Origin of the sequence: Amniculibacterium aquaticum (assembly GCF_003852705.1) — a bacterium.
GTDB lineage: Bacteria > Bacteroidota > Bacteroidia > Flavobacteriales > Weeksellaceae > Amniculibacterium > Amniculibacterium aquaticum.
In genome coordinates, this window is sequence record NZ_REFA01000011.1 from 45,024 (window position 1) to 67,720 (window position 22,697).

Here is a 22,697-nt window from a genome sequence, read left to right on the forward strand (position 1 = left end):
GCTTTTTTGTTAAAAATTATTTTCATCTGCAGACGGACCGTATGCACCGGGTACCGGGATGTTGTTCAGTCTGTAATAGACCCCCAATTGTGCTCGGTGGTGGGTTATTTGATTGAGAGAATGCCTTAGAGCTTCGTACTTGGACCAATCTTGTAGAATTTGTCCGTTCATTTTCATGGCCCATCTTCCGTCCAACTTTTCTTCGGAAATCGCATTCAAAGCCTTTATTCCGGTTTCATAATCTTGTGCAAGTTTGTCTGTCAATTCTTGTTTGGTGTTGAGGTGGGTAGGTTGGTAATCGCCTTTTCCAAAATCCAATTCGGTGGTGTTGATGATGGTTTCCGGCCAAGCAAATATCTCGACAATGTGCGTGGCAAGCGGCATCAGCTTCATGGATTTTTCGTGTGGACTGTATTCGTTTTGTCCTTCTGGGAATTGCTCAATGAATTTTTTTGTGGTTTCGAATTCGTGCTGAAATTCTTGTTTTAACAAATTTAAAGTATTCATAATATTTTGAAATTTAGAAGATTAAAATTAAAATAAATCTTTCATAAGTTTTGGATAAATAATGATAAACTTTTATTAAAATTTGTAACATTCCATAAATTTTGAACACTAATTGTGTACCATGAGGAAAAGAAGTTTTGTTGAAAACGCTATTCTTCATTCATCAAAAATCAAAAATAACATGAAAAAATTAGTATTCTTAGCCCTGATGTCTGTTGGCTTTAGCTCTTATGCACAAAGCAATACAGAGACAAAAATCCCTGCCAATCGTTTTTTTTATCAATTGACCATCAAGCCTAAAAAAGATTCTGCAAAATTGGAAAAAGTGATGACCGTATTGGATATTACGGATAAAAAATCGCTTTATCAGGATTATACAATGCTAGCACAAGATTCAATCATCAAAGTGAAAGTCGAAGAAATGCAGAAAACCAATGTTTTCAAGGATATGTCCAAAGATATTGTGATGCCTAAATTCGCCTATAAAGTAGCCAAAAGCTATCCAGAAATGAACATTCAATATTCCGAAGGGATGATGAACGGGATGTCTCCGGTACAATTGGCATACAAAGAAAATCCGCAATTCAATTGGAAAATTACAGGCGAAAAACAGAAAATAGGCGAGTACAATACCCAAAAAGCTACCGCAACATTTGGAGGTAGAAATTGGACGGCGTGGTTCTCCAATGATATCACTTTGCAAGACGGACCTTACAAATTCCACGGATTACCGGGATTGATTGTAAAAGTAGAAGATACCGACAAAAATTATTCTTGGGAACTAAAAGGAAACAAAAAAATAGACGATTTCCAGGAAGAATCCTATGCTGAAAAAGTAAGACCTGGTGGTGCCGGAAGAGTGGTTGAGGTAAGCCGTGACAAATTTGAGAAAACATTTTCCGACTATAGAAAAGACCCTTTTGCTTCGGTAAGGCAACACATCCCAGCGAACATGATGTCGCAAAAAATGCCAGGCATGGACAAGACCATCGGAGAAATGGTAAAAGATCAAGAGAAAATGATGAAGGATTTTTACAATTCCAACGACAATCCTATAGAATTTTGGACTCCTGAGAAAAAGAAATAAACATCAAAACCATTTTGTTATGAAAAGAATTCTTGGATTTTTTACCATTTTAGTGAGCTGTTTGACTTTAGCTCAAAGCCATCGTTTTTATTATGAATTGACCTTCAAGCCGCATAAAGATTCTGCCAAAGTACAGAAAGAAGTTATGAGTTTGGACATCGATAAAAACAAATCCATCTACCAAGCCTATCAAATGGTGCAGATGGACTCTCTGTTAGAAGTTTCTATAGAAAACATGAAAAAAACAGGAGTCATGATGGATACCAAACAATTTGAAAATCAAAAAAAGGGATCTTTTGCCCATCGTATTTCGAAAAACAATCCGATCAAAGAAATCCTGTATTCCGATTTTTTAGGAACCGATTCGTATTCGTACAAAGAACAGCCCAATTTCAATTGGAAAATTACTTCTGACAAATCAAAAATAGGTGAATACAACGCCCAAAAAGCAAGCACCGAATACGGCGGTAGAAAGTGGACGGCTTGGTTCTCTACCGATCTTCCATTTCAGGATGGACCTTACAAATTTTACGGTTTGCCTGGCCTCATTGTGAAAATAGAAGACGAGGGTAAAAATTATTCCTGGGAGCTAAAAGGAAACAAGCAAATCAAAAAAATAGCTGATGAATTGTACTTCCAAAGCATGATGAAACAGTCCCCAATTGGGAATAAAACCATGGAGGTGAGCAAGGAGAAGTTTAACGAAAAATACGAAGCCTATAAAAAAGATCCGTTAGCAAGTGTGAGACAAATGCTTACCCAACTCCCTCCGGAAGCTCAGGTACAGATCTCCGGAGCAGGTGGACAATCGGTTTCGCAAATGATGAGAGATGCCGAAAAACAGATGAAAGAAGAGCTGGCTCGTGTGAACAACAGCATCGAAATTCCTGTTGTTAAGACCAAATAATAGACCTTCATTTTAACTATTTATATTGTAGAGAAGCCCGAGAACAGTATTGTTTTCGGGCTTCTTAATGAGTTTTGTCAAGCTTTTGGTTTTTCTTATTTAGATTAAGTTTAAATAGCGTATCTTTGCGTAGAAATTTTTCAGCCGTGAAGAGAGATCATTCCAATAAGTTAAGTTGTTTTCCACAGAATATCGATGGAAGAATTTGTGGGTACGATAACGACAATCTTAAAATGCCCAACAAAATTATCGAAATGGGATTGTTGCCGGACACCCTTTTCAAAATCCTGTATCAAGCCCCTTTTAATGGACCTTTGTATATAGAATTTGGTGAAGAGAAAAGTCGAATTGCCTTGCGTGTAGAAGAGGCTCAATTCATTATTGTAGAATCGACCACAGCCTAAGCTTCTTGGCTTTTGAAGTTTTGTCTTTCGTATTAATTTTTAACACGACCCATGCAGACCGATCAAAAAAAACAAATACTTTTAGTAGGAAATCCCAATGTTGGCAAATCTACCGTTTTCAACCAATTGTGTAACCGAAAACAAAAAACCGGAAACTATGCCGGAGTTACTGTTGCTGCCCACTCTGGAGACTATATCTATCAAGACCAAAAGGTAGAAATTGTTGACCTTCCTGGTTCGTACAGCATCTATCCAAGCTCTGAAGACGAAGCCATTTTTTCTAAATATCTGATAGACGAAGCCCATAAGTACAGCGGCGTCATCTATGTTTTGGAAGCACTAAGCATCAAAAGAGGACTTCTTTTGTTCCGACAAATTCAGGATTTGGGAATTCCGGTTCTTATATTATTGAACCAAATAGATCAAGCTGAAAAAAGAGGCATACACATCGATATTCCTCTTTTAGAAGAAGAATTAGGAACTAAAGTTATCCCGACCAATGCCAAAGAAGGGATCGGCATTGATGAGCTTAGAAATTCCATTTACAACAACAAGTTCAGGACTTCCAACCACATATCGTTCCAAATTCCTACCGAACACAGAGGCTTGGTTTTCAAAATATTATCCGATTCTAAAGAAGAAAATCAATATAAAATCTGGACGCTTTTGGCATCCGAAACCTATATTGCAAAATTGGAAACCGTAAGCGAACAATTGAGGGATAACGAAGAGCTAAAGTGCTTGGTTCCCAAAAGATTGCAAACGCAAGAAACCATAAGGAGGTACTTGTCCATCGACAAAACCATCGCCAAAGTCATCAATAAAAAACCTCAGTTCAAGGAATTGCTCACGGAAAAACTGGACAAAGTTTTGGTTCATAAATTTTGGGGCTATTTATTTTTCATCTTCGTCATGCTGATGATTTTCCAAATGGTCTATTATTTGGCAGCCTATCCTATGGATTGGATTTCTAATTTTTTCCTTTGGTTTTCCGAGTTTTCAGCAGAGACACTTCCTGCTGGGCCTATCAATTCTCTAATATCTAACGGAATTATTCCTGGGATTGGTGGGATTGTCGTTTTCGCCCCACAAATTGGGATACTTTTGTATATGCTCTATCTTTTGGAAGATTCCGGCTATATGGCGAGGGTGGTTTTCCTTATGGACCGATTGCTCAGGCCTTTCGGGTTGAGTGGTAAAAGCATTGTTCCGCTTATTTCAGGTACGGCTTGTGCCATTCCGGCCATCATGTCCACCAGAAATATTGAGAATGTTAAAGAACGGTTGATCACCATCTTGGTAACTCCTTTTATGACTTGTTCTGCTCGATTGCCGGTGTACAGCATCATTATAGAATTGGTGATACCGGACAAAACTTTTATCGGTATTTCTTACAAAGCCATCGCTCTTTTGGCGATGTATTTGGTCGGATTTTTCATGGCGTTGCTGTCGTCCTTTGTTTTGAAAAAAATTATTAAAAATGTTGGTAAATCCTTTTTGGTAATGGATTTGCCGACTTATAAAAAGCCTCTTTTTGGTTACGATTTCAAGATTGTATTGCAGAAAGTTTGGGAATTTATCACAGGTGCTGGGAAAATTATTTTCCTTGTTAGCATCATCATTTGGGTTTTAAGCTATTTTGGACCCGCTCAAAAATCCGGTTCGTTTATGGATGCCGATGTCAAGCTGAAACAATCCTATTTGGCAAAAATGGGACATCAGATAGAGCCCGTCATTGCACCGTTGGGATACGATTGGAAAATGGGAGTGGGGATCATCACCAGTTTTGCAGCTCGAGAAGTTTTTGTAGGAACAATGGCAACGCTTTATAGTTTGGACGATGAAGCTCCGGAAGGCACCATCATCGAAAAAATGAGAAACGATGTGAATGAAAATGGCGAGAAGGTCTTTTCTTTTGCAACGGGTATTTCTATATTGATGTATTATGCTTTTGCCATGCAATGCATCTCTACCATTGCCGTGGTGTACAGAGAGACAAAATCTCTGAAGTGGACTTTGATACAGTTGGTGTCCATGTCCGGTTTGGCCTATATCGTTTCGCTGGTGGTTTATCAGCTGTTTAAATAAGTCATTAAAAATCAATAATAATGGATTCTCTAACCGTTCAGTACATCGTATTAGCCGTAGTATTTGTCTTGGCGTGTTATTATTTTTACAGATACATTAGAAAAAGTTTTGTGAAAAAAGATGGTGGAAAAGATAAAGATTGTGGCAGAGGCTGCTGCTCTTGAGTTTATGATATAAATTTAAAAAAAAACTTCCAATGCAAGAGCATTTGGGAGTTTTTTTTTGAATACTAATTGTAAATTTTTTAACATGAATCTGTTCCTTAAAGGACACAACCTCCTGAATGTAAAAAGCATTCAGACCTACGGCATTAACAATATTTCCGAAAGTTTGTATGAGCAAAGGCTGATGACCATGTCCATGTTGATTGGAGCTACAAAGAATTTTTAAATAAAAAGGCCGTCTCACAACTCGTGAAAACGGCCTTTACTTTATGAAATTTCCCGTATCTTTATTTGAGAAAGGTATTCGATTAAACGATGTTCAATCCTCGTTATTTGGCAACGATACGCCTTTCGTTCAGTATTAAAAGCTTAAATCTACTTCTAATTTTTCCGCCAAAAGACTGGAAACTTTATCTTTTAATTGTTCGATGTCTATATTTTGCATGGTATCGTTAGCAAAAGCATACAGCAACAACGCTTGTGCTTCATTTTTAGAGATACCTCTGGCTCTAAGGTAGAACATGGCATCTTCATTCAACTGGCCTACCGTACAACCGTGTGAGCATTTTACATCATCTGCAAAAATTTCCAGCTGAGGTTTGGTGTCTATGGTTGCCCCTTCGTTCAGCAAGATGTTGTTGTTTTGTTGATAAGCATTGGTTTTCTGAGCAATTTTATCCACAAAAACTTTTCCGTTGAATACGCCTTTTGCTTGGTCTTTAAAGATGCCTTTATAGTTTTGGTACGACTCGCAGTTAGGTTGTTTGTGGTGCACGGCAGTATGATGGTCCACCAATTGATTGTCACCAATAATGGTAATTCCGTTCATAAAAGAGTTGATGTTCTCTCCTGCATGGATGAAGTCCAAATTATTTCTCACCAATTTACCACCAAAACTGAAGGTGTTCACAGTAGCCAAGCTGTCTCGGTCTTGTTTGGCAAATGTATGATCGATAAGGTAAGTGGTTTGGCTGTCGTTTTGCAATTTGTGCCAATCGGCTTTGGCATTTTTTCCGACAAAAATTTCGGTAACCGAATTGGTCAATACAAAAGAATTGTCGTAGTTGTGATGGCTTTCAATAATCTCTACGGCTGCACCGTCTTCTACCACCAATAAGTTGTGTGGGTTGTAGAAGGTGTTTTCTTCTTGGTTTTGTGACAGGTAGAATACATGAATTGGTCTTTCTATTCTTGTATTTTTTGGTACATGAAGTACGAAACCGTTCTTGGTTAGGGCCTCATTCAGTTGGCAAAAAGCATTTTCCGAAGAGGTTAAGGTATGAAGATACCCTTTTAAAAAATCAGAATATTCTTTATTTTCCAAAGCATTCTTCAAGGTTAGGACTTTAGCACTTTCAATAGAAATTTTGGAAAGTTCTGGGTGCATTATTCCGTTTACAAATACCAAGAAATCAAAATGCTCCTCGCCCAAATGCAAATCATCCAATTGTCTTTTGGTAATGTTGTGCGCTTGGTTTGGGGCGAAATTATAGTCTTTCTCCGTAATTTCTTTTAGGTGGGTATATTTGTATTCTTCGTCTTTTTTGGTAGGAAATCCTAAAGCTAAAAAATTCTCTAAAGCCTTAAGTTTTTCTCCTGAAAGTGAAGGTTTTATTCGTTCAATTTGTTCGTATAGACTCATAATAGCTAGATTGTGTGAGTTTTATTGTTGAATTTGGAATGGGAGTATGAAAGAATCTAAGATTAGTTTACCAACCAATCGTATCCTTTTTCTTCTAGTTCCAAAGCCAAGTTTTTGTCACCGGTTTTGATGATTTTACCATCGGCCAAAACATGCACAAAATCCGGTTGTATATAGTCCAACAATCTTTGGTAGTGAGTGATAAGCAACACCGCATTTCCTTCGTTTTTAAAAGAATTGACACCGTCTGCGACAATTCTTAGGGCATCGATATCCAATCCAGAATCGGTTTCGTCCAAGATGGCCAACTTAGGATCCAACATCAACATTTGGAAAATTTCGTTTCTTTTCTTTTCACCTCCAGAGAAGCCTTCGTTCAGAGATCTACCTAAAAATTCTTTTTTTATGCCTAATTTCTCAGAATTTTTACGCACCAATGCCAACATGTCTTTAGCAGACATTTCAGGCTCTCCTTTTGATTTTCTGGTTTCGTTGATGGCCGCTTTGATAAAGTTGGTTACCGTAACTCCCGGTATTTCTACAGGATATTGGAAGGATAGGAAAATCCCTTTGTGAGCTCTTTCTTCCGGAGCATCTTCTACGATGTTTTCGCCTTCAAAAAGGATTTCGCCACCGGTAACTTCATAATCTTCTTTTCCTGCAATAACAGAAGAGAGTGTGGATTTTCCAGCACCATTTGGTCCCATAATCGCGTGTACCTCTCCCGGTTTTATTTCTAAATTAATTCCTTTTAATATTTGTTTGCCCTCTTCAATCTGAGCTTGTAGATTATTTATTTTTAACATTTTATTTTTTCTTTTGAATTGTGTTGAATTGATTATCCTGCATGGTGATGCAATACAATAGCAACGGTTATATACTACTTTATTTGAAAGGTAAATTTGTTATCCTACACTTCCTTCCAACGAAATTTCTAATAATTTTTGTGCTTCGATGGCAAATTCCATTGGGAGCTTGTTCAGGACTTCTTTTCCAAATCCGTTTACGATTAGGGCAATGGCCTTCTCCGTGTTGATACCTCTTTGGTTGCAGTAGAAAATTTGATCTTCTCCAATTTTAGAAGTCGTAGCTTCGTGTTCCAATTGTGCCGTAGGATCTTTAATTTCGATATACGGGAAAGTATGTGCACCACAATCATTCCCCATTAATAAGGAGTCGCATTGCGAGAAGTTTCTAGCCCCTTTTGCTGTTGGCATTACTTTTACCAAACCTCTGTACGAGTTGTTGGATTTACCAGCAGATATTCCTTTGGAAATAATTGTAGATCTCGTGTTTTTCCCAATATGGATCATCTTGGTACCGGTATCGGCATATTGATGGTTGTTGGTTACAGCAATCGAATAAAATTCTCCAATGGAATTGTCTCCTTTTAGGATGCACGATGGATATTTCCAAGTAACGGCAGAACCTGTCTCTACCTGTGTCCAAGATATTTTTGCATTGCGTTCTGCCAAACCTCTTTTGGTTACAAAGTTGAACACCCCACCTTTACCATCGGCATCACCGGGATACCAGTTTTGTACGGTAGAATATTTTATTTCGGCTCCGTCCATGGCGATAAGTTCGACCACAGCGGCGTGCAATTGGTTTTCGTCTCTCGAAGGTGCTGTACAACCTTCCAAATAAGAAACATACGACCCTTCATCGGCCACCAAAAGTGTTCTTTCAAACTGACCGGTACCTTCTTTATTGATACGGAAATAGGTCGAAAGTTCCATAGGACATTTGATGCCTTTTGGAATGTAGCAGAAGCTGCCGTCAGAAAATACAGCCGAGTTGAGTGCTGCATAAAAATTATCTCCTCTTGGTACAACTTTGCCAATGTATTTTTTCACCAAATCCGGATATTCTTTGATCGCTTCGGACATGGAGCAGAAAATAATACCTTTTTCTTTTAGCGTTTCCTGAAAAGTTGTTTTTACGGAAACCGAGTCAATGACAAGATCTACCGCCACATTGGTCAGTCTTTTTTGCTCTTCGATATTGATGCCCAATTTCTCAAAGGTTTTCAACAATTCCGGATCCACCTCGTCCAAGCTGTTCAGTTGAGGTTTCTTTTTCGGAGCTGCATAGTATTTTATAGCCTGAAAATCAGGTTTTTCGTATTTGACATTGGCCCAGTTGGGTTCTTCCATTTTTTGCCAAATTCTAAAGGATTCCAAGCGCCACTCGGTCATCCATTCCGGTTCTTCTTTTTTCTCAGAAATCATTCTAACGATATCTTCAGAAAGTCCTGTTGGGAAATCCTCGTATTCGATATCGGTATAAAATCCGGCTTCGTATTGTTTATTTTCCAGATCAATCCTTAGATCGTCTTCTGTGTATTTTGCCATAAATGAATTATGAAATTAATAAGTAAGGTTTTTGTAAAAATGAAATACTGTATTATGATTTCACGATGTATGTAAAAGGAAAGATTTTGTCTATCCTTAATTTTTTTTTCTAAAGCGAAAAGCTCTCGCCACAGCCACAAGTTCTGGACGCATTCGGATTTTGGAAGACAAAACCTTTCCCGTTTAGTCCTCCGGAGAACTCCAAAACCGTACCTGCGAGGTACAAAATGGATTTTTTATCAATGATGATTTTTATTCCGTTGTCTTCAAAAACTTGGTCGGCATCGCTTTTTTGATTGTCGAATTTTAAGACATATTCCAAACCGCTGCAACCGCCACTTTTTACACCAACCCTGATAAAATCTAGGCTGGGATCGAATCCGTCTTCTGTCATCAATTGTACTGCTTTAAGTTTTGCAGTATCAGATACTTTGATCATCTCAATTTTTATTTAGAATGATTTTAGATTGCAAAAGTACAAACAATATAACAGATTAAAAAATTTGAAGTTTTGTTTTAACTATTTTTATCATTGATGAGATTTAACTTATTCCTACTTTTGTTATCCAACGATTAAATAATTATTTATGAAAAATGTTTTTCTAACCCTCGCTATGGGATTTTTTTCTTTGAACTTTGCACAAAACTCCCGATTTGTGTACGAAGTGCATATGAAAACCGATTCCATCAATAGAAACAACACCAAAACCGAGTTGGCTTATTTGGACAATGATGGAAAAAAATCGTTGTTCTATGCAGAGAAAAGAATAAAAAGAGATTCTATTATGCGGGTGGCTTTCCAATCCCAAGGAACCATAAGACCGGACAGAAATGCCATGGAAAACCTAAGATCGGAGATTAATTATACCATAGAAAAGGATCTTGCAAACCAAAAAGTGGACTACAAAGACCGTATTGCCAGAGACATTTATACCTACACGGAAGACCGACCAATGAACTGGAAAATACAATCTGAAACGGCTGTTATTGGTGATTATAAAGCCCAAAAAGCCGAGTTGGATTTTGGCGGAAGGCATTGGACGGCTTGGTTTACACAAGACATACCTTTTATGGACGGACCGTATAAATTTCATGGACTTCCGGGTTTAATTATTAAAATGGAAGACAGCAAAGGCGATTATGCTTTTCTTTTGAAGGAAACCAAGAAAATTGGAGAACTTCCGAATCTGAGCAATATGGGTAACATCATAAAGGTTAACAGAAAAGAGTATCTGAAACAGCAAGAAAAATTTAAAAAAGATCCTGCGTCATTCTTTACCCAATCCGGAGGTAGAGGTCCTGGTATGCACACAGGCCCAATGAGAGGTGGTAACTCTGGAGATATGAGAAAAAGAATGGAAGAAAGAGCTAAAGAAGAACAGAAAAACAACAATAACCCGTTGGAATTGCAGTAATTGCAAATGCGCTAACTCTTTATAAAATTGTATTTTTTTTCGACATTAAACCGCATTTCTTCTTTACCATTTGGATGAAGTTGTTGAAAGTAAATTATATTAATGAACGACCCAAACCAAACATTATGAGTCTTTTAGAGCATCAGTATTTTACTTTTAACAACTTCATAAATTTTATACGGCCTCTTAAAAAATCTTTATTTTTTATGGATCATTCTTGGTTCGGCCTGAGCTTTAGGATAGATGCAGATCTCGGCAATAGACACACGATCCGGAGCATTAACACAATAAGAGATGGCATCGGCAATATCTTCGGCTTTTAAGGCTTCATATCCTGCATAGACCGAAGCTGCTCGGCTTTCGTTGCCCTTGAAACGAACTTTAGAAAAGTCGGTTTCTACGGCTCCGGGTTGTATGTTGCTTACTTTTATTCCAAATTCTGTCAATTCTATACGCATTCCTTCAGAAATAACATCTACGGCTTTTTTAGATGCACAATAGACCACGCCACCAGCATAAGTTTGTCTCGCTGCGACCGAAGAAATATTGATGATATGTCCTGACTTTTGGGTTTTCATCAAATTGATAATCGGTTTAGAAACATAGAGCAATCCTTTTACATTTCCGTCCATCATGGCATCCCAGTCGGAGATATCCCCGTCAGAAATAGCTTCGAGTCCGTGAGCATTTCCTGCATTGTTGACCAAAACATCAATATTTTTCCAGCTTTCATCCAATTCATCCATCGCTTTTCGAATTTCGTCTTGGTTTCTAACATCAAAAACTAAGGTTTTTACTTCGGTTATTTTACCCAATTCATTGGCCAAATTGTCTAAAATGGATTTTCTTCGTCCACAAATAATCAGGCGATTTCCTTGTTTTGCGAACAATTTTGCGGTTGCTTTTCCTATACCAGAAGTTGCTCCTGTAATGAAGATGGTTTTCATAATTTTATAAAATTGATGGTTTTTTGGGGTTACTGTCAAAGATTGTTTTTAATTTCAATCAAAAGTATTATTTTTTATCCGAAACCATCTTTTTATCAGTCATACTTTTGATATTCTTTTATTTTTTTTCATTTTGCTTAAAAGCAAGGAGTATCGTTTTGTATTTTTATGTTTTAAAAAAGCTACTTTCAAAATTTTCCTTTTTTTAGTTGTATTTTAAGAAAAAATAAATATATTTGCACCACAATTTTTCACCCAAAAAAAATATTTATATTTTTATTCGGGAGGTAAATAAAAAATATTGATCCGGTAGTTCAGTTGGTTAGAATGCCGCCCTGTCACGGCGGAGGTCGCGGGTTCGAGTCCCGTCCGGATCGCAAGTAAAAAGGTAATTTTTACAAAAAAAACGGAAGCTGTACTTTAAAGTCAGCTTCTTTTTTTATTCTTGTATTTCAAAATAAAACCTCAATTTGCATCAAAAGGCTCAAAAGCATTTTCGATGTGGGTCAAATCCAAATGACCTCTATCCGTTTTTAGTACAGAAATAATATCAAAACGGACTTCTTCCGTTCTATTTCCTGCATTCATAAAAGCATCGGTAGCCATAACGACCAATTTTATTTTCTTTTTATTTACCGCTTCATACGGCTCTTGAAATAGGTTCCTTGTTCTGGCTTTTACCTCTACTACTACCAAAAAATCTTTATACAACGCTACAATATCCAGCTCGCCTTTTTGGTAATAAAAATTTCTAGCTATTACTGTATAGCCTTTGTTTTCTAAGTAAGAAACAGCAAATTCTTCGGCTTCTTTACCAAAATCATTGTGTTCTGCCATGGATACTTTTTTTTAAAATAAAATACTCGACAAGTTTTTATCGACCTCCAAATGGACTTTGCCTCCAATTATCAGAGGGCGGTTGTCAAAAATATGGCCGTTAGGAAATCCAAATAGGGTAGGGAAGTGATATTTTTTTATTCGGTGTTGGATAATTTCGTAGGCTTTTTCATCAAAACTATTTTCATAATTCGGATTGTCGGTCTCGCTACCCATGTTGATCATTCCACCAACTATTAGACCTTTAATCTTCCTGAAAACGCCAGCCAAATCCATGCTCATCAGCATTCTGTCCAAAGCATAAAAATTTTCACCAATGTCTTCAATAAACAAAATATTGTCCTTAAAATTGAACGAATACGGAGTTCCTAAAAGTGCATAGACCAATGCCAAATTGCCACCCACCAACTGTCCTTCTGCATTCCCAGGCTTATTGAAGCCATGAGATTCTAACACATATTTTGGATTTTTTCCTTTGAGAATATCAAAAATACCTTGATAGGCTTCTTCAGAAACACCAAAGCTGGATGTTTTTATGGTTTGTCCGTGTATGGAAGCAAAGCCTTTTTTCAACAAAAAACTTTGTACCACCGTGTTATCAGAATATCCGATGTACCATTTTGGATTTTCTTTGAAATTAGAGAGTCTTATATGTCTAAGAAGGTGCTGGCATCCGTAGCCACCTCTACTGGCCCAAATCGCCTTTATTTCGGTGTTGTTCAACGCCCAATTCAGATCCTGTATCCTTTGTTTTTCCGTTCCTGAATAAGAGTATCCGTCCTCATACTTACCTAAAGCATTTGGACCAAAAACGACCTCATAACCTTGGCTTTGGATCAGGTTAATGGTCTTTTCCAATTGAGATACCTCAACCGCTCCTGCTGGAGAAATTAGGGCAATTTTTTCATTCTTTTTTAGTGCTTTTGGAAAAATCATGGTAAAGATTAAAATTAATCGTTGTTTTTCAAGATGACTTCTTTTTTTTCGGCTTCCTCTAATTTTTTATCAAACTGATTGAATTTTTTAAAACTTTGTAGAAATATGAAAAGGGAAAAAATCATTAAAATTATACCTACCGTTTTACGGATTTTATGGGCTAATTTTGGAGTCAGTTTGTAATGAAATTGCTTTGCCAAAAATATTTTGAGTAGATCGATGCTAAGATAGGTAGCGATAACCAAAGCAATGTACAAGAAAAAATTCTGAAAATCCGGATACTGATTTCTCACAGAAATCACCGTAACCAACCAAAAAAGAATTACTCCCACATTGAGAAGGTTGAATAAAAATCCGTTTAAAAAAGTTTTAATGTAATTTTGATTGATGAATTGCTCTTCGTTGGGCAAATGCATTTTGGTTTTGGTTACCATCATCACAATTCCATAGATGAAGATGATGAAAGCAGTAATCCTATAAAACTCAGGATGTTTATCAATGAGGGTTACCAAATCTCCACTGGCATAATATGCAACAACAATGCATAAAATATCAGCAAAGACCACACCCAAATCCAAAGCCAATGCGTGTTTTGGACCTCGGGTAAAGCTGGTTTCTATCAACAAGAAAAAAATAGGTCCTATAAAAACCAAACTGAGCATAAGCCCCAAAACTATTGCAGAAAATATAAGTCCAAGCATTAGACAAAGATAATGATTTTTTAAAATTAAGATAAAGGACTTCTATTCAGTAAAACTATTTTAAATCCGGCAGTATTCTTTCATAAAAATTAAAAGTGATGCTGAGAGAAACATCATCAACATCACTTTGAACTATTATTTTATAAAAATTTGATTATCAGAAATTTATTCAACCACTTTAAAATCCAATTGTTTTTGGATCAGGTTGGCTTTCATGACTTTTATTTTTATTTTGTCACCCAGTTGGTATTGTTTTCCGTGTCGTATCCCGTATACAGCATGGGTCTTGGCATCGTACATATAACTATCGTCTATCAAATCACGGAGTTTTATAAGTCCTTCGGCTCCATTTTCTGGAATTTCAACCCAAAAACCAAAGTCTGCAACACCAGAAATCATACCTTCGAATGTTTCACCCAGGTGTTTTTCCATAAATTTAACTTGCATAAATTTAATGGAATCCCTTTCGGCATCGGAAGCCAATCTTTCCATGGCCGAACAATGTTTGGCTTGTTCTTCGTAATCGTGTTTGTTGGGCGATTTTCCACCATCCAAATAATGCTGTAACAATCGATGGGCAATAAGATCCGGATACCTTCTGATGGGCGATGTAAAGTGCGAATAGTATCTAAATCCTAAACCGTAATGCCCAATAGGATCTGTAGAATAGATGGCTTTACTCATGGATCGCATTGCCAAAGTTTCTATCATATTTTCTTCTCCTTTGCCTTTTACATCTTGCAAAAGTTTGTTAAGAGATTCTGTAGTTTGCTTGGCGTTAGTGATGTTCATTTTATACCCAAAAGTAGATACAAATTCCTTTAGGGAAAGAATTTTTGCAGGATCTGGATCTTCATGAACCCTATAGATGAAGGTATTGTTGGTCACTTCATTTTTACGGCTGAGAGAGATGAATTCTGATACTTTTTTATTGGCCAAAAGCATGAATTCTTCAATCAAATGATTGGCATCTTTTGACATTTTAAAATAGACACCAATGGGTTCGTTATTTTCATCTAAATTAAATCGAACTTCGCTTCTGTCAAAAGTTATGGCACCATTTTTTATCCTATCTTTTCTAAGGATTTTTGCCAAACGATCTAAAGTATTGATTTCTTCGGTATAATCGCCTTCGTTATTTTCAATTCTTTCCTGAGCTTCTTCGTAAGAAAATCGTCTGTCAGAATGTATAATGGTTCGACCAAACCATTGGTTTTTAACTTCTGCTGCATCATTTAACTCAAAAACGGCTGAAAAAGTATATTTATCTTCATGGGGGCGAAGTGAGCAAACATCGTTACTCAATACTTCAGGAAGCATTGGAACCACACGATCTACGAGATAGACAGAAGTGGCTCTTTGGTAGGCTTCATCATCCAAAATAGTACCTGGAACTACGAAATGCGAGACATCGGCAATGTGTACACCAATTTCCCAATTTCCATTCTCCAATTTTTGTATGGATAGGGCATCGTCAAAATCTTTTGCATCCTTAGGATCGATAGTAAAAGTGGTAATATTACGCATATCTCGGCGTTTTTTTACTTCCATTTCACTGATCGATCGATCGATTTTATCCGCTTCTTGTTCCACTTCTTCAGGAAATGCATAGGGAAGATTGTATTCTGCTAAAATGGCGTGAATTTCGGTTTCATGTTCACCCGGCATACCCAAAATACTCACAATTTCACCTTCTGGATTTTTAGAATTCGGTTTCCATTCCAAAATCTTTACAATAACTTTTTCCCCGTCTTTAGCGCCATTGATGTTGGCTTTGGTAACAAAAATATCGGTGTTAATTTGCTTTTTATCGGCCACAACAAAGCCAAAATCTTTATGCGGAATGTACTGAAAAGTCCCAACAAAATTGGTTCTGTTTCTTTCTAAAACTTCGATTACAGATCCCTCTAACTTTTTCCCTTTGTAGTGGTAAGTTATGATGTGGACTTTGTCCCCTTGTATGGCGTCCTTACAATTTTTGGCATGGATAAATACATCGTCTTCCATACCTTCCACTTTAACATAGGCATTTCCACTTTGATTAAAGTCGATTATTCCGGCTAAAGTTCCTTCAATTTTAAGATTCAGAATGTATTTTCCTTTTTCGACCTCTTTAATTCTTTGGTCTGCCAAAAGCTTGTGTAGAGCCTGTATAACTTGCTCTCTTTGTCTGGGATTTTTATAATCTATACCCTCTGCAATCTGTTTGTAATTGTAGATTTTGGAAGTTTTAGCATGCATAAACTTCAGAATTTTTTTCCCAATTTCCTGAAGTTTGTGATTGTTTTTATGACTTATAAATTTTGATTTTCTTGCCATTCAAAATGGGTTGTATTGTTTTAATTTAATGGTTTGCATTAAATCAAATGATGAATTATGAGCACGCAATTTTTGCCACTCTATTTTGATGTCTACCACCTTCAAAATCGGTATTTAAAAAGGTTTGAACAATTTCTAATGCCAATTCTTTAGCAATAAATCGTGCTGGAAGAGCTATCATATTGCAATTGTTATGTTGTCTGGAAAGTGTTGCCAAATCGGGCATCCAGCAAAGTGCACATCTGATTTTTTCGTGTTTATTGGCCGTAAGTTGTACGCCTTGTCCGCTTCCACAAATAAGAATTCCGAACTCGTTATCACCATTTTCTACTGAGCTTGCAGCAGGATGTACAAAGTCTGGATAATCTACAGAATCCAATGATTTTGTTCCAAAATCTTGAATTTCATAATGATTTTTTAATTGGCTTATTAAATATTCTTTGTATTCAAAACCTGCATGATCACAAGCGATGGCTATTTTTTTCATTTTTACTTTATTTATGTACAAATTTAGTCTAAAATTTACAAATCATAATTTATGCGGATATGAAACTTATGTTAAATTCAATATCCAAGCATCCTATATTATATTAATCATGCTAATTTCTAAGTGTCCATCGTGCTAAATACTCACATTTTAATACTAAATAACTGATTATCAACTTAATCAAATTTTATCCACAAAATATTAATTTATCATTAAAAATTAAAGCATTGAATATTAAATCATTAAACATAATACTAAAATTACAAGTAATTGATAAATAGTAAATTAACAAAATACTCATAATCGTATGGAAAACGCGGGAAATATTTGTGGAAAAGAATTAAAAAAATGTTCTTTTAAATCTAAATTAAAAAGTGTAATGAAAAAATTTTATCGAATATTAATTCACATTTTCTAAATTTTTACTTTCAACAAATCACCATCTTTTCCATGAAAACTTAATTAAGAAAAGTAAAAAATAAAATTTATTAACAATTGTTAAAAAGTACTATATTTCATTGTTATTCAATATTTTACAATGTGAATAAGAAAGTGAATAAGACTCTAAAAGATGGGTATAATAAAATAAAAAAACTTATCCTCATAATTCACAATACTCAACATATAACAACAGTATATATTTTTATAAAAGAAAAAAAATGATGATAATATGAGTAAATGAATCTTGTGGAAATTTATGCTCAGCAATTTCTTTTTTCAATTTTTGAAATTGTAAATTTGTAGAACAAAAAATACGAAAAACTTTCTAATTAATATAAATGAAAACAATTAACGATTTCAATTTCAAAGACAAAAAAACTCTTGTCAGAGTTGATTTTAATGTACCTCAAGATTCTAATCTTAATGTTACGGACAATACCCGAATTGTAGCTGCTAAGCCAACCATCGAGAAAATTTTAAATGATGGTGGTTCTGTCATATTATTGTCGCACCTGGGACGCCCAAAAGGAAAAGAAAGTAATGAATTGTCTTTGGTGCATATTGTTCCTGAAATTGAGAAAGTTTTAGGAAGGAAAATAATCTTTTCTAACGACTGTATTCAAGAAGATGCTCATGAAAAAGCATCAAAATTGAATCCTGGAGAAGTATTGCTTCTGGAAAATTTAAGATTTCATAATGAAGAAGAACAAGGCGATTCCAAATTTGCCGAGTCCCTTTCAAAACTTGGAGATGCGTATGTAAATGATGCGTTTGGTACGGCACATAGAGCTCATGCCTCTACCTCGGTTATTGCAAATTATTTTCCTCAAACTAAATTTTTCGGTTTATTAATGGCTAAAGAATTACAAGCCATAGATAAAGTCTTAAATACGGGTGAGAAACCTGTAACTGCAATAATTGGTGGATCTAAAGTTTCTTCAAAAATTACCATCATAGAGAATATCTTACCTGCTGTTGACAATCTGATTATCGGAGGTGGTATGGCTTTTACATTCGTTAAAGCTCTTGGTGGACATATTGGAAATTCTCTTGTTGAAGAAGATAAAATGCAATTGGCAATAGATATTCTAGAGAAAGCAAAACAACATCATGTACAGGTATGTTTACCTGTGGATGCTGTAATTGCTGATGCATTCTCTAACGATGCCAACATCAAAGTATGTGATATATACGAAATTCCTGAAGGGTGGATGGGATTGGATGTCGGTCCAAAATCCAATGTTATTTTCCATGATGTATTGTTAAATTCTAAAACCATACTTTGGAATGGACCTGCTGGAGTTTTTGAATTATCTAATTTTGCTGCTGGAACTGTTGCATTAGGAGATGGTATTGCAGAAGCAACTAAGTTGGGAGCATTTTCTTTAGTTGGTGGAGGAGACAGTGTTGCTTTTGTAAAACAACATGGGTATGAAAATAAAGTTTCTTATGTTTCGACCGGTGGAGGTGCAATGTTGGAAAGTTTAGAAGGTTTAGAACTTCCAGGTGTTGCAGCGATCAACAAATAATTCTTAATAACTTAATATAAATATAAAGTGGAATCCATTATTTGGGTTCCACTTTTAATTTTTAGAGAATTTCTGGTAAAATTGACCTTTGTAAATAGGTTAAAAATCGATTTTCTATTTTTTTTTGATAATATATATCAAACTAGAAAATTCTCCAGTTTTTGATGCTTTAAAATTAGAAATTGCTCCTCTAATTCCTCCAAGAATCCAAAATAATGGATTTTTCTTATATTTTTCGCTTAAAATTGAAATATAATACGAATCGAGTAGTAGAGGTTTTATTTTATCCAATTTCCAATTTTCATTGTTCATTAATTTTTCCATACCCGATTTTGTAAAATGAAAAAGGTGTCTTGGTACATCATAAGCAGCCCAAAATTCTTTATAATAAATTGCATCGTGAGACGAACAATTGGGTACGGCAATAATTAAAGTTCCATTGCTTTTTAATTTTTGATGAAAAAGATCTAAGATTTCTTTTTGATTTTCGATGTGTTCAAAAACATGCCAAAGCGATATAACATCTAAACTTTCATTTTCTATTTCGTTAAAATTTGAAATAAATTTAGTTTTGCTAGTTTTTTGTTTAGCAAAATTTCGTGCACTTTCATTGGGTTCATAGCCAAAAGTTTGTACATCATTTTCTATAAATTTTAAAAATTCACCGGCACCACAACCGTAATCCAAAACTTTGGCATTATGAAAAGTTTCTTTAGCCAGTAAATTTCTTTTATAATTCAGATTAAAAGATTGTGCGAATTTATAGATTTTCTCTTTCAAAGAATTGGAATCTTGATGGTGAGAAATGTATTCTTTACTTTCGTAATATTTATCTAAATTGGATGGAGTGGGGTAGGTCTTGAAGATTCCTTTAATATCGGTTTCTTTAATTTCAAATGTTTCTCCACTAAGAAAATGATCTTTTATTTTCATTATTATATTTCTAAAAATATTAGTTTTAGTTTTTTTGATCTTGATAATTGATTGGGGTTGGTTCCTGGTTTACCTTGTGGCACTTCCATATCATATTTTTGATAGTAGTTGATCCAGTATTCATCAATTTTGTTTGTTTTTAGGTTCATGAAATTCATAGGTATCAGTTCAAAAATACCGCAATCACGATAGGATTTTTCAATAAAATCAGAGCAGTAATAGGAATTATCATCTTGGACATATCTAAAATTGTATGGTTTTCCAAGCATTGAATTTGCTTTTAAAACTGCATTGTTTGTACAAGTACTGTCTTTTACTCTGTACAATCCTAACCTTTTATTCAGACGATGTTGTTTTCTAATGAACTTTGAGAGTTTAATTTTTTCACTTCCTCTTTTTGAAGAAGCGTGTAGAATGTATTTTCTATTTTTATTAACTTCTATCAATGCAACATGGTCGAACGATATACGGTTGCTGTCATTTTTTGTGACTCTGTCAATTGCTCCAGAAAGATTTTTATTCTCCGCTTCTATGAATAACAAATCTCCGTTTTTGGAATTTCTTGTAAAGATATTCGAATGACATGAGGTTAAACTTAAGATAAAAATTAAGTAAAGGAATAATTTCATAATAGTATGTTTCACGTGAAACATTTTATTTTATCGTCCAAGATAGATTAATAATACATTGATATCAGCCGGTGAAACTCCAGATATTCTGGAAGCCTGTGCTATTGTTGAAGGTTTTATCTTGATGAATTTTTGTTGAGCTTCTGCAGATAAAGATTGAACCTTTTTGAAATCAAAATTTTCTGGAATTCTAATGGTTTCCATTCTATGAAGTTTAGCAACATTTTCTTTTTCCTTTTCGATATATCCTTTGTATTTTATGTTGATTTCGGCTTGCTCAATCTGTTCTTCATTGTATTTTTCCAATTCATTTTTAATGCTTTCTAATGCGGAAAGTTTATCCAGATTGATATTCGGTCTGGTTAAAAATTGTGCAGCTCTATATGCTTGATCAACAGGATTACTTTCGTTTTCTTCTAAGATAGGGTTGATCACAGAAGGTTTTAAAGAAAGTTCTCTTAGATAAGTTTCAAGTTCAGAACTTTTTTGGATTTTCTCTTCAACTTTTCTTAATCTAAGATCGTTTGCAAGACCTAAATTATGCGATTTTTCAGTTAAACGGATATCTGCATTGTCTTGACGAAGAAGTAGTCTGTATTCGGCTCTAGAAGTGAACATTCTGTACGGTTCTTCTGTACCTTTAGTGATTAAATCATCGATAAGTACACCAATGTAAGCTTCGTCCCTGCTTAAAATAAATTCGTCTTTAGAATGCACTTTTTGATGCGCGTTGATCCCTGCTATCAATCCTTGTCCTGCTGCTTCTTCATAACCTGTAGTTCCGTTGATTTGTCCCGCAAAATACAGGTTTTCTATCAATTTTGTTTCCAGTGTATGCTTCAGTTGAGTAGGTGGGAAATAATCGTATTCTATGGCGTAACCCGGTCGGAAAACTTTTACATTTTCAAATCCAGGAATGTGTTTCATGGCTTTTACTTGTATGTCTTCTGGTAGAGATGAACTGAATCCGTTTACATAGATTTCTATGGTATTCCAACCTTCTGGTTCAACAAAAAGTTGATGTCTATTTCTTTCTGCAAAACGATTGATTTTATCCTCAATACTTGGGCAATATCTTGGACCAATACTTTGGATGGTACCATTAAACATAGGGCTTTTTTCAAAACCTTCTCTTAGAATATCGTGTACAGTTTCGTTGGTATAGGTTATGTAACAACTTTTTTGTTTGGTAAGCTTTGGGGTATCTAGATAGGAGAATTTTTGTGGGTTTTCATCGCCTTTTTGTTCTTCCATTTTTGAATAGTCCAAACTTCTTCCGTCAATTCTTGCAGGAGTTCCTGTCTTCATTCTACCGGCATCGAAACCCAAACTAGTTAATTGTTCTGTGATACCAAAAGCTCTGGGTTCTCCCATTCTACCACCACCCAGTTGTTTGTCTCCAACATGGATCAGTCCGTTAAGAAAAGTACCGTTTGTAAGTATGACAGACTTTCCTTTTATTTTAATACCAAGTGAAGTGATAACCCCTGTTACTTTGTTATTTTCAACGATTATGTTTTTAACCATGTCTTGAAAAAAGTCGAGATTCATGGTTTTTTCTAATGTTAATCTCCATTTTTCAGCAAAAAGCATTCTGTCGTTTTGTGTTCTTGGAGACCACATGGCTGGACCTTTGGATAGATTGAGCATTTTGAATTGAATGGCAGATTCGTCTGAAACAATTCCAGAATATCCGCCTAATGCATCAATTTCTCTTACTATTTGTCCTTTTGCAATTCCGCCCATAGCAGGGTTGCAACTCATCTGACCGATGGTTTGCATGTTCATGGTAATTAATAAAGTTTTTGATCCTAAGTTAGCTGCTGCAGCTGCTGCTTCGCAACCTGCATGACCACCACCTACGACAATAACATCATATATATCACTTATCATTTTTTTTGATTTTTATATTTTTAAAAGAAGAATTTTATAAAATGTTTCACGTGAAACATTTTGTTTTATTTTAATAATTTCAAATAATAATCTTCTTTATATCGCATTAGCTTTTCCTCTTCTTCCGTTTTGTCTTTGTAACCGCACAAGTGCAATAAGCCATGCGCAAGCACCCGATGTAGTTCGTTTTCGAAGCTTTTGTTGTGTTGATTGGCATTGTCAATAATGCGCTGCAAAGATACGAAAATATCACCCGATATGGTTTTTCCTTTTACATAATCAAAGGTAATGATGTCCGTATAATAATCGTGATTCAAATAATCTTGATTGACTTTTAACAAATAGTTGTCATCGCAAAAAATGTAATTAAGAGTACCTATTTTTTTAGATTCATGAAGAATTAGATCTTCTAACCAAGAGGTTGTTTTTGATGCGAAATCTATAGTTTCAATATTTTCAAAATGGTAGTGTATCATA

At 35.4% G+C, this 22,697-nt stretch carries 23 protein-coding genes and 1 tRNA gene; 9 read left to right on the forward strand and 15 right to left on the reverse strand.

Translation table 11 applies throughout. The features are described 5' to 3' along the window. Positions 1 to 9 precede the first annotated feature (9 nt). Positions 10 to 507, reverse strand: coding sequence for a DinB family protein (locus EIY84_RS06455; RefSeq protein ID WP_124641401.1), 498 nt, complete (start codon positions 505 to 507; stop codon positions 10 to 12). Positions 508 to 688: 181 nt separating this feature from the next. On the opposite strand from EIY84_RS06455, the gene EIY84_RS06460 reads away from it, so the two are divergent. The 6 genes from EIY84_RS06460 to EIY84_RS11815 all read left to right on the forward strand — a co-directional run bounded on the left by EIY84_RS06460 (position 689) and on the right by EIY84_RS11815 (position 5,383). Next, the gene (locus EIY84_RS06460) at positions 689 to 1,594 is read left to right on the forward strand and encodes a GLPGLI family protein (RefSeq protein WP_124641403.1); all 906 of its coding nucleotides are present in this window, start codon (positions 689 to 691) and stop codon (positions 1,592 to 1,594) included. Positions 1,595 to 1,613: 19 nt separating this feature from the next. Next, positions 1,614 to 2,501, forward strand: coding sequence for a GLPGLI family protein (locus tag EIY84_RS06465; protein WP_124641405.1), 888 nt, complete (start codon positions 1,614 to 1,616; stop codon positions 2,499 to 2,501). Positions 2,502 to 2,647: 146 nt separating this feature from the next. Then, a complete protein-coding gene (locus EIY84_RS06470; RefSeq protein WP_124641407.1) occupies positions 2,648 to 2,905 on the forward strand; it encodes a FeoA family protein in 258 nt (85 codons plus the stop codon). A gap of 51 nt (positions 2,906 to 2,956) precedes the next feature. Then, the gene (gene feoB, locus EIY84_RS06475) at positions 2,957 to 4,993 is read left to right on the forward strand and encodes a ferrous iron transport protein B (RefSeq protein WP_124641409.1); all 2,037 of its coding nucleotides are present in this window, start codon (positions 2,957 to 2,959) and stop codon (positions 4,991 to 4,993) included. A gap of 20 nt (positions 4,994 to 5,013) precedes the next feature. Continuing rightward, positions 5,014 to 5,157 carry a FeoB-associated Cys-rich membrane protein gene (locus EIY84_RS06480; RefSeq protein ID WP_124641411.1) on the forward strand — a complete coding sequence of 48 codons (144 nt, stop codon included), beginning with the start codon at positions 5,014 to 5,016 and terminating at the stop codon, positions 5,155 to 5,157. An 85-nt stretch (positions 5,158 to 5,242) separates the two neighbouring features. Beyond that, positions 5,243 to 5,383: a hypothetical protein gene (locus tag EIY84_RS11815; RefSeq protein ID WP_164472021.1), complete on the forward strand. Its 141-nt coding sequence runs from the start codon at positions 5,243 to 5,245 to the stop codon at positions 5,381 to 5,383. A gap of 135 nt (positions 5,384 to 5,518) precedes the next feature. On the opposite strand, the gene sufD is transcribed toward EIY84_RS11815, so the two are convergent. The 4 genes from sufD to EIY84_RS06500 all read right to left on the reverse strand — a co-directional run bounded on the left by sufD (position 5,519) and on the right by EIY84_RS06500 (position 9,592). After that, positions 5,519 to 6,799 (reverse strand): Fe-S cluster assembly protein SufD, encoded by a 1,281-nt coding sequence (gene sufD / locus EIY84_RS06485; RefSeq protein WP_124641413.1) that lies wholly within the window; start codon positions 6,797 to 6,799, stop codon positions 5,519 to 5,521. A gap of 62 nt (positions 6,800 to 6,861) precedes the next feature. Then, positions 6,862 to 7,605, reverse strand: a complete 744-nt coding sequence (gene sufC, locus EIY84_RS06490; RefSeq protein ID WP_124641415.1) for a Fe-S cluster assembly ATPase SufC — start codon at positions 7,603 to 7,605, stop codon at positions 6,862 to 6,864. Positions 7,606 to 7,704: 99 nt separating this feature from the next. Then, positions 7,705 to 9,153, reverse strand: a complete 1,449-nt coding sequence (gene sufB, locus EIY84_RS06495; protein ID WP_124641417.1) for a Fe-S cluster assembly protein SufB — start codon at positions 9,151 to 9,153, stop codon at positions 7,705 to 7,707. A 109-nt stretch (positions 9,154 to 9,262) separates the two neighbouring features. Beyond that, a complete protein-coding gene (locus EIY84_RS06500; RefSeq protein WP_124641419.1) occupies positions 9,263 to 9,592 on the reverse strand; it encodes a HesB/IscA family protein in 330 nt (109 codons plus the stop codon). Positions 9,593 to 9,740: 148 nt separating this feature from the next. On the opposite strand from EIY84_RS06500, the gene EIY84_RS06505 reads away from it, so the two are divergent. Continuing rightward, on the forward strand, positions 9,741 to 10,568 hold the full coding sequence (locus EIY84_RS06505) for a GLPGLI family protein (RefSeq protein ID WP_124641421.1): 828 nt from the start codon (positions 9,741 to 9,743) through the stop codon (positions 10,566 to 10,568). Positions 10,569 to 10,765: 197 nt separating this feature from the next. On the opposite strand, the gene EIY84_RS06510 is transcribed toward EIY84_RS06505, so the two are convergent. Then, the gene (locus tag EIY84_RS06510) at positions 10,766 to 11,515 is read right to left on the reverse strand and encodes an SDR family NAD(P)-dependent oxidoreductase (protein ID WP_124641423.1); all 750 of its coding nucleotides are present in this window, start codon (positions 11,513 to 11,515) and stop codon (positions 10,766 to 10,768) included. Between the two features lie 303 nt (positions 11,516 to 11,818). On the opposite strand from EIY84_RS06510, the gene EIY84_RS06515 reads away from it, so the two are divergent. Continuing rightward, a tRNA-Asp gene (locus tag EIY84_RS06515) sits at positions 11,819 to 11,892 on the forward strand. Positions 11,893 to 11,980: 88 nt separating this feature from the next. Here EIY84_RS06515 and EIY84_RS06520 read toward each other — a convergent pair. The 5 genes from EIY84_RS06520 to rpiB all read right to left on the reverse strand — a co-directional run bounded on the left by EIY84_RS06520 (position 11,981) and on the right by rpiB (position 16,795). Further along, the gene (locus tag EIY84_RS06520; RefSeq protein WP_124641425.1) at positions 11,981 to 12,352 is read right to left on the reverse strand and encodes a YraN family protein; all 372 of its coding nucleotides are present in this window, start codon (positions 12,350 to 12,352) and stop codon (positions 11,981 to 11,983) included. Positions 12,353 to 12,364: 12 nt separating this feature from the next. Next, a complete protein-coding gene (locus tag EIY84_RS06525; RefSeq protein ID WP_124641427.1) occupies positions 12,365 to 13,288 on the reverse strand; it encodes a S66 peptidase family protein in 924 nt (307 codons plus the stop codon). 14 nt (positions 13,289 to 13,302) lie between these two features. Beyond that, positions 13,303 to 13,989: a LysE family translocator gene (locus EIY84_RS06530; protein WP_124641429.1), complete on the reverse strand. Its 687-nt coding sequence runs from the start codon at positions 13,987 to 13,989 to the stop codon at positions 13,303 to 13,305. 165 nt (positions 13,990 to 14,154) lie between these two features. Then, positions 14,155 to 16,308, reverse strand: a complete 2,154-nt coding sequence (rnr, locus tag EIY84_RS06535) for a ribonuclease R (RefSeq protein WP_124641431.1) — start codon at positions 16,306 to 16,308, stop codon at positions 14,155 to 14,157. A 55-nt stretch (positions 16,309 to 16,363) separates the two neighbouring features. Next, positions 16,364 to 16,795 carry a ribose 5-phosphate isomerase B gene (rpiB, locus tag EIY84_RS06540; protein ID WP_124641433.1) on the reverse strand — a complete coding sequence of 144 codons (432 nt, stop codon included), beginning with the start codon at positions 16,793 to 16,795 and terminating at the stop codon, positions 16,364 to 16,366. Between the two features lie 779 nt (positions 16,796 to 17,574). On the opposite strand from rpiB, the gene EIY84_RS06545 reads away from it, so the two are divergent. Beyond that, positions 17,575 to 18,765, forward strand: coding sequence for a phosphoglycerate kinase (locus tag EIY84_RS06545; protein WP_124641435.1), 1,191 nt, complete (start codon positions 17,575 to 17,577; stop codon positions 18,763 to 18,765). A gap of 114 nt (positions 18,766 to 18,879) precedes the next feature. Here the strand turns inward: EIY84_RS06545 and EIY84_RS06550 are convergent, their stop codons facing one another. From EIY84_RS06550 to ybeY, 4 genes are all read right to left on the reverse strand, one after another. Further along, positions 18,880 to 19,698, reverse strand: a complete 819-nt coding sequence (locus EIY84_RS06550) for a class I SAM-dependent methyltransferase (protein WP_124641437.1) — start codon at positions 19,696 to 19,698, stop codon at positions 18,880 to 18,882. 2 nt (positions 19,699 to 19,700) lie between these two features. After that, entirely contained in the window at positions 19,701 to 20,240 is a 540-nt protein-coding gene (locus EIY84_RS06555; RefSeq protein WP_164472022.1) for a YiiX/YebB-like N1pC/P60 family cysteine hydrolase, read from the reverse strand. 117 nt (positions 20,241 to 20,357) lie between these two features. After that, on the reverse strand, positions 20,358 to 22,220 hold the full coding sequence (gene mnmG, locus EIY84_RS06560; protein ID WP_124641441.1) for a tRNA uridine-5-carboxymethylaminomethyl(34) synthesis enzyme MnmG: 1,863 nt from the start codon (positions 22,218 to 22,220) through the stop codon (positions 20,358 to 20,360). 65 nt (positions 22,221 to 22,285) lie between these two features. Continuing rightward, positions 22,286 to 22,696 carry an rRNA maturation RNase YbeY gene (gene ybeY, locus EIY84_RS06565; protein WP_124641474.1) on the reverse strand — a complete coding sequence of 137 codons (411 nt, stop codon included), beginning with the start codon at positions 22,694 to 22,696 and terminating at the stop codon, positions 22,286 to 22,288. Between the last annotated feature and the right edge of the window lies 1 nt (position 22,697).

Coding starts and splice junctions, on each gene's coding strand:
- sufB (WP_124641417.1), bottom strand. CDS start 9,153: ATGGCAAAATACACAGAAGACGATCTAAGGATTGATCTGGAAAATAAA.
- EIY84_RS06525 (WP_124641427.1), bottom strand. CDS start 13,288: ATGATTTTTCCAAAAGCACTAAAAAAGAATGAAAAAATTGCCCTAATT.
- mnmG (WP_124641441.1), bottom strand. CDS start 22,220: ATGATAAGTGATATATATGATGTTATTGTCGTAGGTGGTGGTCATGCA.
- EIY84_RS06505 (WP_124641421.1), top strand. CDS start 9,741: ATGAAAAATGTTTTTCTAACCCTCGCTATGGGATTTTTTTCTTTGAAC.
- EIY84_RS06455 (WP_124641401.1), bottom strand. CDS start 507: ATGAATACTTTAAATTTGTTAAAACAAGAATTTCAGCACGAATTCGAA.
- ybeY (WP_124641474.1), bottom strand. CDS start 22,696: ATGATACACTACCATTTTGAAAATATTGAAACTATAGATTTCGCATCA.
- feoB (WP_124641409.1), top strand. CDS start 2,957: ATGCAGACCGATCAAAAAAAACAAATACTTTTAGTAGGAAATCCCAAT.
- EIY84_RS06520 (WP_124641425.1), bottom strand. CDS start 12,352: ATGGCAGAACACAATGATTTTGGTAAAGAAGCCGAAGAATTTGCTGTT.
- EIY84_RS06550 (WP_124641437.1), bottom strand. CDS start 19,698: ATGAAAATAAAAGATCATTTTCTTAGTGGAGAAACATTTGAAATTAAA.
- EIY84_RS06530 (WP_124641429.1), bottom strand. CDS start 13,989: ATGCTTGGACTTATATTTTCTGCAATAGTTTTGGGGCTTATGCTCAGT.
- rpiB (WP_124641433.1), bottom strand. CDS start 16,795: ATGAAAAAAATAGCCATCGCTTGTGATCATGCAGGTTTTGAATACAAA.
- sufC (WP_124641415.1), bottom strand. CDS start 7,605: ATGTTAAAAATAAATAATCTACAAGCTCAGATTGAAGAGGGCAAACAA.
- EIY84_RS06500 (WP_124641419.1), bottom strand. CDS start 9,592: ATGATCAAAGTATCTGATACTGCAAAACTTAAAGCAGTACAATTGATG.
- EIY84_RS06480 (WP_124641411.1), top strand. CDS start 5,014: ATGGATTCTCTAACCGTTCAGTACATCGTATTAGCCGTAGTATTTGTC.
- EIY84_RS06510 (WP_124641423.1), bottom strand. CDS start 11,515: ATGAAAACCATCTTCATTACAGGAGCAACTTCTGGTATAGGAAAAGCA.
- EIY84_RS06545 (WP_124641435.1), top strand. CDS start 17,575: ATGAAAACAATTAACGATTTCAATTTCAAAGACAAAAAAACTCTTGTC.
- rnr (WP_124641431.1), bottom strand. CDS start 16,308: ATGGCAAGAAAATCAAAATTTATAAGTCATAAAAACAATCACAAACTT.
- EIY84_RS11815 (WP_164472021.1), top strand. CDS start 5,243: ATGAATCTGTTCCTTAAAGGACACAACCTCCTGAATGTAAAAAGCATT.
- EIY84_RS06465 (WP_124641405.1), top strand. CDS start 1,614: ATGAAAAGAATTCTTGGATTTTTTACCATTTTAGTGAGCTGTTTGACT.
- sufD (WP_124641413.1), bottom strand. CDS start 6,799: ATGAGTCTATACGAACAAATTGAACGAATAAAACCTTCACTTTCAGGA.
- EIY84_RS06460 (WP_124641403.1), top strand. CDS start 689: ATGAAAAAATTAGTATTCTTAGCCCTGATGTCTGTTGGCTTTAGCTCT.